The 6,114-nt window shown below is 40.1% G+C and carries 2 protein-coding genes and 1 pseudogene; all 3 read right to left on the reverse strand.

What is annotated here, in order from left to right; genetic code table 11:
* Positions 1–2,378 (reverse strand): annotated as a pseudogene (locus ABJI11_RS06190) (hypothetical protein); the annotation flags it as partial.
* A gap of 1,006 nt (positions 2,379–3,384) precedes the next feature.
* Positions 3,385–5,322, reverse strand: coding sequence for an OmpA family protein (locus tag ABJI11_RS06195; RefSeq protein ID WP_348350418.1), 1,938 nt, complete (start codon positions 5,320–5,322; stop codon positions 3,385–3,387).
* Positions 5,323–5,333: 11 nt separating this feature from the next.
* The coding region (locus tag ABJI11_RS06200) for a type IX secretion system membrane protein PorP/SprF (RefSeq protein ID WP_348350420.1) at positions 5,334–6,114 on the reverse strand (781 nt) is incomplete at its 5' end.

Genomic DNA, 6,114 nt, shown 5'->3' on the forward strand with positions numbered 1-6,114 from the left:
AAACCTCCCCACTGAAATTCAACATTATATACTGGTCCGTTTACAAAATTAATAGTATAAACAGCTACATCACCATTATTAAAGTTCGTGTTTTGTGGTTGTACGTTTATATAATCACCTGTAATTGAACCGTTATTTTGATTACTTACTCCAGAAGCCCAAGTAGTGGTCCCTTGTAATTCAAAATTGAAATCAGCATTTACATCTTCAAAACCGTAAATATCATTAATTGTCCCAGAGCTGTTTGTAGTGGAAAATGTTTGCCCTAAATCTATAAAATCAGTAGAACAATTTAATTCATCGATATCTAAAATTCCGTCATTATCATCATCAACATCTGCATTGTCAGAAATACCATCACCATCAAAATCTGGTAGCACTGCTATATTTACTGTCGCTACTTCACAAACATCAGGATTGGAAGCTGTATTACATACTTGATAAACAACCGTAACTGTTGAATTAGATTCGCTAACCAATGGTGTATATGTTAATACACCAGTTGCTGCATCAAATACAACAGTACCATTAGCGGTACCGCCTGTTCGAGTAATTGCTGTAGTCCCTGAATTGGTTAAATCATTATTAGGTAAGAAATCATCATTATCTAAAATATCAATAGCTGTAGCTACAGCTGCAGTTGCCCATGCATTGTCATTTTGAGTAGTTGGAGCGTATGGATTGGGGTCTGTAGCATCTGGATGCCCATCATTATCGCTATCTAAATCTAAATGATTTGGTAAACCATCATTATCAACATCATATACATCAGGTACGCCATTGCCGTCATCATCAGTATAAAAAGTTGTGGTTCCGTCTCCTATATTACCTACATCTTGACTTACATCCTTAAAATTTAAAATACCATCACCATCTTCATCTCCAAAAGGATCAAGACCTGAATATTCATCCAAATCTAAAATTCCATCGTCATCGTCATCTGTATCGCTATTATCTGCTGCACCATCGCCATCGCTATCACGAGGATCTCTCCAATCTCTTTCTCCTCCGGCAGGATCATCATCCTGAAAAGAATTGGGGGTTTGATTATTATTAGTTGATGCATCAGAATCTTCCGTTCCTCCTGCATTTAAATCAAAATTATCATCAATACCATCTTCATCGGTATCATTACCAGAGGCTGTAATTTCTGCAACATCATCTCCATTCGTATCATAAGCTTCTACCGTATCCGAAATACCATCATTATCACTATCTGGATCTAGAAAATCTGGTACATTATCCGCTAATGGAAAGGAAGAATCAGTATTAACTGGAATAATGCCTACATTTCCTGCTCCTTCATAATTATCATCTAAACCATCATTATCTGAATCATTACCTGATGGTGCAATGTATGAACCAGTAGCTTGACCTTCAATATTATCTGGTATACCATCATCATCAGAATCTAAATCTAAATGATTTGGTAAACTATCTCCATCTTGACTGGCTTCGTAAACATCAGGTACACCATCAGAATTTGCATCTGTGTAATCAGTTGTGCTCCCGTCGGCGTTTGCATTGTAGGTAGCAACACCATCTCCTGAATTATCTATAACATCTTGAAAGTTTGGTAGTCCGTCACCATCTGCATCTCCATTTGGGTCATTCCCATTTGATTCAACAATATCTAAAATACCATCGTTGTCATCATCTATATCTACATTATCAAAAATTCCATCACCATCTGTATCACCAACACATACCGAATAAAAAACTGTATCAATTTGGTACTCACTTTCGTTTAAATCAAATTCTTTTACAAAACCTGGATTTGCATAAATGTCAAATTCGATAAATGTTATATCATTGAATTCAAACATTAGATTACTCTCTGGCCCATTGGCCTCGGACTCTGTACCTGCAGAAAGAAGATCTGGAGGAGTTGTATCAATATTAATATTTGTAGGTATATCAGTTGCAGTAAAGCGTACGTTATTACCACAATTAGTTCCAACGGCCTCATTTTCTACAGGTACCGCAGGATCAGCCGCTGCAGCTGTCCCGTCAATATCATTAATAACAACTCTAAAATCATTAATAGGAATTGGCGTAACTTGATCGGATTGCAGAAAACTTATACGTATTCTTGACGGGGCATTTGTACCACTTCCACTAGGATTGCTATAGAAAAAATTATCTATTGAGTTGTTAAAACCTATTTGTCCATTACCAAGTATTGCACTTATTTGCTGAACTCTAACAAAAGCTAATGAAGGGATAGTTGGAGATGTTGCAGTAAAATATGCATCGGTAGTGGAGCCACTAGATACACCTGTTATAGACACATCTTCATAGTTCTGCGAACTTACAGTTGCTGTTAGAAAGAAAATCGCTATTAGAGCGATAATGTTAGTTCTAATAAAAATATTCATATGATAGTTGATATATATTAGATTACCTTTAAAGTAGGTTAAATACTACTTAAATATAGTTAATATTGATAAATATACTATCAGTTATAAAATTAAAATCTTAATTGTTGTATAGAACAGATATCTGTATGGCAAACTACTGTTTTTTGTATGTGAACACATAAAAATAAGTGTATTTCACCGATTACACCCCTGTACAATTACAATTCAAGCAATATACGAAATACCTTCTAGTTTTTAATCTCCCTCTATAATCTATAGGTATCACATAAAAATTCCTCTATTTTAGAGAAGTAAAAATCTTATTAATAAAATGTTAAATAAAATTAGAAATTTTTTATACAATAAGGTATACTAGGATTAGTTTTAGAGATAAAATTCTTACAAAAATAAATTTTAACCTATTTGAACTTAAAATATACTGCCTACACAATTAATTGAAAAACCTATACCTGTTAGAAGCAACTTAATAAAATGGTATAAAGGTATTTCTGTTTAAACTATACTAACCGTCTTTCCCAAACATAATATTTAACTGTATGTAACCTATTGTCGTTATATCCATTTATTTAAGGAAAAGACAATTTATTTCCATGTTATAAGACATTTAATTTAATATACTCAATTAAAAAAAATGTTAAAACGGTTGGGTAATTTTGTGAATAGTATATTACACTTAAATGGGATTGAGACCTATATATTTGCTTTTCTTGAGATAGATGAAGCCCAAGAAAACCTGAATAGCTCACACGATAATTACTTTTTGTAACTACAAATATCAATATAAGAAATACTGCTAGCCAAAGAAATAGTCACAATCACAAAGAGATTAATATAGAATTAGGTATTTGTTATTATGCCTCTATACTTTAAAATGTTGAGCGCTTTTAGAAGAGCCTGTAATAAGCTATTGCAAGTTTAATTTTAACCTTCCTATATAATTAATAAGGAAAAAGGGAAGAGACATCTGCCCCTTCCCTTTTTCCTATAATTCGATGCTTGTTTTTTACTCCACCACTACGAACTCCGATCTTCTGTTCAGTTGATGCTTTTCTTTGCTACATGGAACGTTGTTGCTACAATCGTTCGTAAGCTCCGTCTCGCCATAGCCTTCGTACGATATCCTGTTGCTAGGTATGCCTGCAGCTATCAGGTAATCCGCCGTTGCCTTTGCCCTGTTCGCGGATAATTTCATGTTATAACTGTCGTTGGCCCTTGAATCCGTATGAGAGCGCACCTGTACCTTCACGCTCGGGTATTCGTTAAGGTATGCCAGTACCTTTTCGATACTGTTCCTCGCATCTTCCCTGATGAAATACTTGTCGAAATCGAAGTAGATCGGTTCTATGTTCAGGTATTTGGCAAGGTCCGTACCTATCGGTGCCGATGGGTCCACCTGTGCAAGTACGATCTCTATACCGGTCGCATCTTCTGCCTTTACCGTCATGAAGGTCTTGTTGCCTTCCTCATAGTCCGTTTTGGTCGCCACTACTTTGTAACTGCCTTCAGTACAATTTCCTTCCATTTCAAAAGCTCCCTTATCGTCCGTGGTCGAACTAGATACTACCTGGTTATCCTTGTCGTATACCGTTACCGATGCATCCGTTAATAGTGCATTGGTCTTTTCGTCCTTTACTATTCCCGTGATATTTGTATGGCAGGTGAAGTCCAACGGCGTCATTTCTACAAAACTGTAGATATCGTCGTTCCCCTGTCCTCCTTTTCGGTTCGATGCGAAAAAGCCTTTCTTCGTTTCTTCGTCTATAATGTACGAGAAGTCGTCCTCCTCTCCGTTCAAGGGACGTCCTACGTTGAACACTTCTCCCCTTTCGTTGTTCAGGTCGGTCGCAAAGACATCCAATCCTCCTAGTCCCGGGTGACCGTCCGATGAGAAGTATAGAATATTACTTGCCGTCACGAACGGAAAGGTCTCCCTTGCCTCCGTATTGATCCCTTCCCCTAGGTTCTTCGGTGTACCGAAACTGCCGTCCTTGTTGATGTCGATTACATAGATATCGGATTGCCCTTTCGTGCCCGGCATGTCCGAGGCGAAGTACAATTTCGTTTCCTCTTTATTTAATGTAGGATGCGCTACCGAATAGCTGTCACCGTTAAAGGGAAGTTCTTCGATATCGTTCCATTCATTGTTTTCTTTGGTCGCCCTGTATATCTTCAATCTGCTTACGCCTTCTTCGTCCCTTTCGAACTTACCGTCATCGGAGTTGTTACGTGTAAAGTACATCGTCTCTCCGTCCTTGGTAAATGCCGTTGACGATTCATGGGTCTTCTTGTTCAGCTTCTTGCTCAGTTTGTCCACATCGGTAAAGTTGCCCTGTCCGTCCTGTGATGCCTTATATAGGTTCAAAAAGGAACCGTTGTTCCATTTATGGATGTTCTTAGATAGCAGTCCGCTGTCCCTTGCCGTGGAGAAGACCAGTCCATCTTCATGGAACGAGGGCGCAAAATCAGATACCTTCGAGTTCAGCCCGATGTTCTTCAGTTCGTACCTACCAGAACGTTCCTCGATCTGTTCCAGGTAGTCTTGGTTCTCTCCAAAAGTGATGGCACGTTGATCGTTCGCCTTTGCGTTCTTGAACCTGTTCATCCATTGGTCGGATTCCGTATACTTTTCCAAAGACTTTAGCGTCTGTGCATAACGGTACATATATTCCGGGTCGATGTCAGCGCCTTCAAGTGCGAACAGCTTGCCGTACCAGCTCGATGCCTCTTCGTAGTTCGCGTTAAGATAGTTCGCGTTGCCAAGGTTCTTGTACACCTCCTCTTCGGTATAACCGTCCTTTACAAGTTCTTCGTACGACTGTATCGCAGAGGCATAGGCATAGTTCGTGAACTTCGTGTCCGCTTTCTTTACTTTGTTGTCCTGCGCGCTTGCCATCAGGGCCATCACCGCAAGGCCACAAAAAATATATCCTGTTTTTTTCATGTCGTTTTTTATTAAAAGAATCTTGGGGTGATCACTCGTTTGTACTTGTTCAAAAATTCATATCTCAGCATGATCTCGAAGGAACCGTCGTTGAACCTGGTCGCCCCAAGATCGGTAGTCTCCTTGTCATAGGCAAGCCCCAACATCAACTGGTCGTTCAACTGAAAACCGAACAGCGCGCTCACCGCCGCGTCCCATCTATAGGCTGCTCCCAAAGAGAACTTGTCGTTGAAAAGGAAGTTCGCGCTCAGGTCCATCTGTAACGGTGCTCCCTTTACCGCCTTGATCAATGCCGCAGGTTTGAACTTTACGTCGTTCTTAAGTTCGAACACGTAGCCCGTGATCAAATAGAAGTTCATACGCTCCTGCGCGATCAAACTCGAACTGTTCGTATCCGAACTATCAAAGTGTTCCGTCTGCAGAAAGTTCGGTACCGATAACCCCGCATAGAACTGGTCCGTGTGGTAATAGATGCCCGCACCGAAATTAGGGGAGAACTTGTTGTCGATGTTCGGCAGGTTGCTCTCCGCACCGTAGTTCCTAAGCTTCGTAAAGTCCACGTTGAACAGGTGCCCGCCGGCCTTTAGACCGAACGAAAGCTTTCCTTCCTCCGACGTGTTGACCGTGTAGCTGAACGCCGCGTCGATATAGGTATCCTGGTTGGTACCGTTACCGATCTCGTCGTTCACCACCGATAGTCCAAGTCCTACATGCTCCGATACCGGAGTGTGGAAGTTCAGCGTCTGCGTCGTCGGTGCGCCGTCAAGCCCAACCCACTGCGAACGGTGCAGC

This window comes from Maribacter sp. (genome assembly GCF_039968975.1).
GTDB lineage: Bacteria > Bacteroidota > Bacteroidia > Flavobacteriales > Flavobacteriaceae > Maribacter.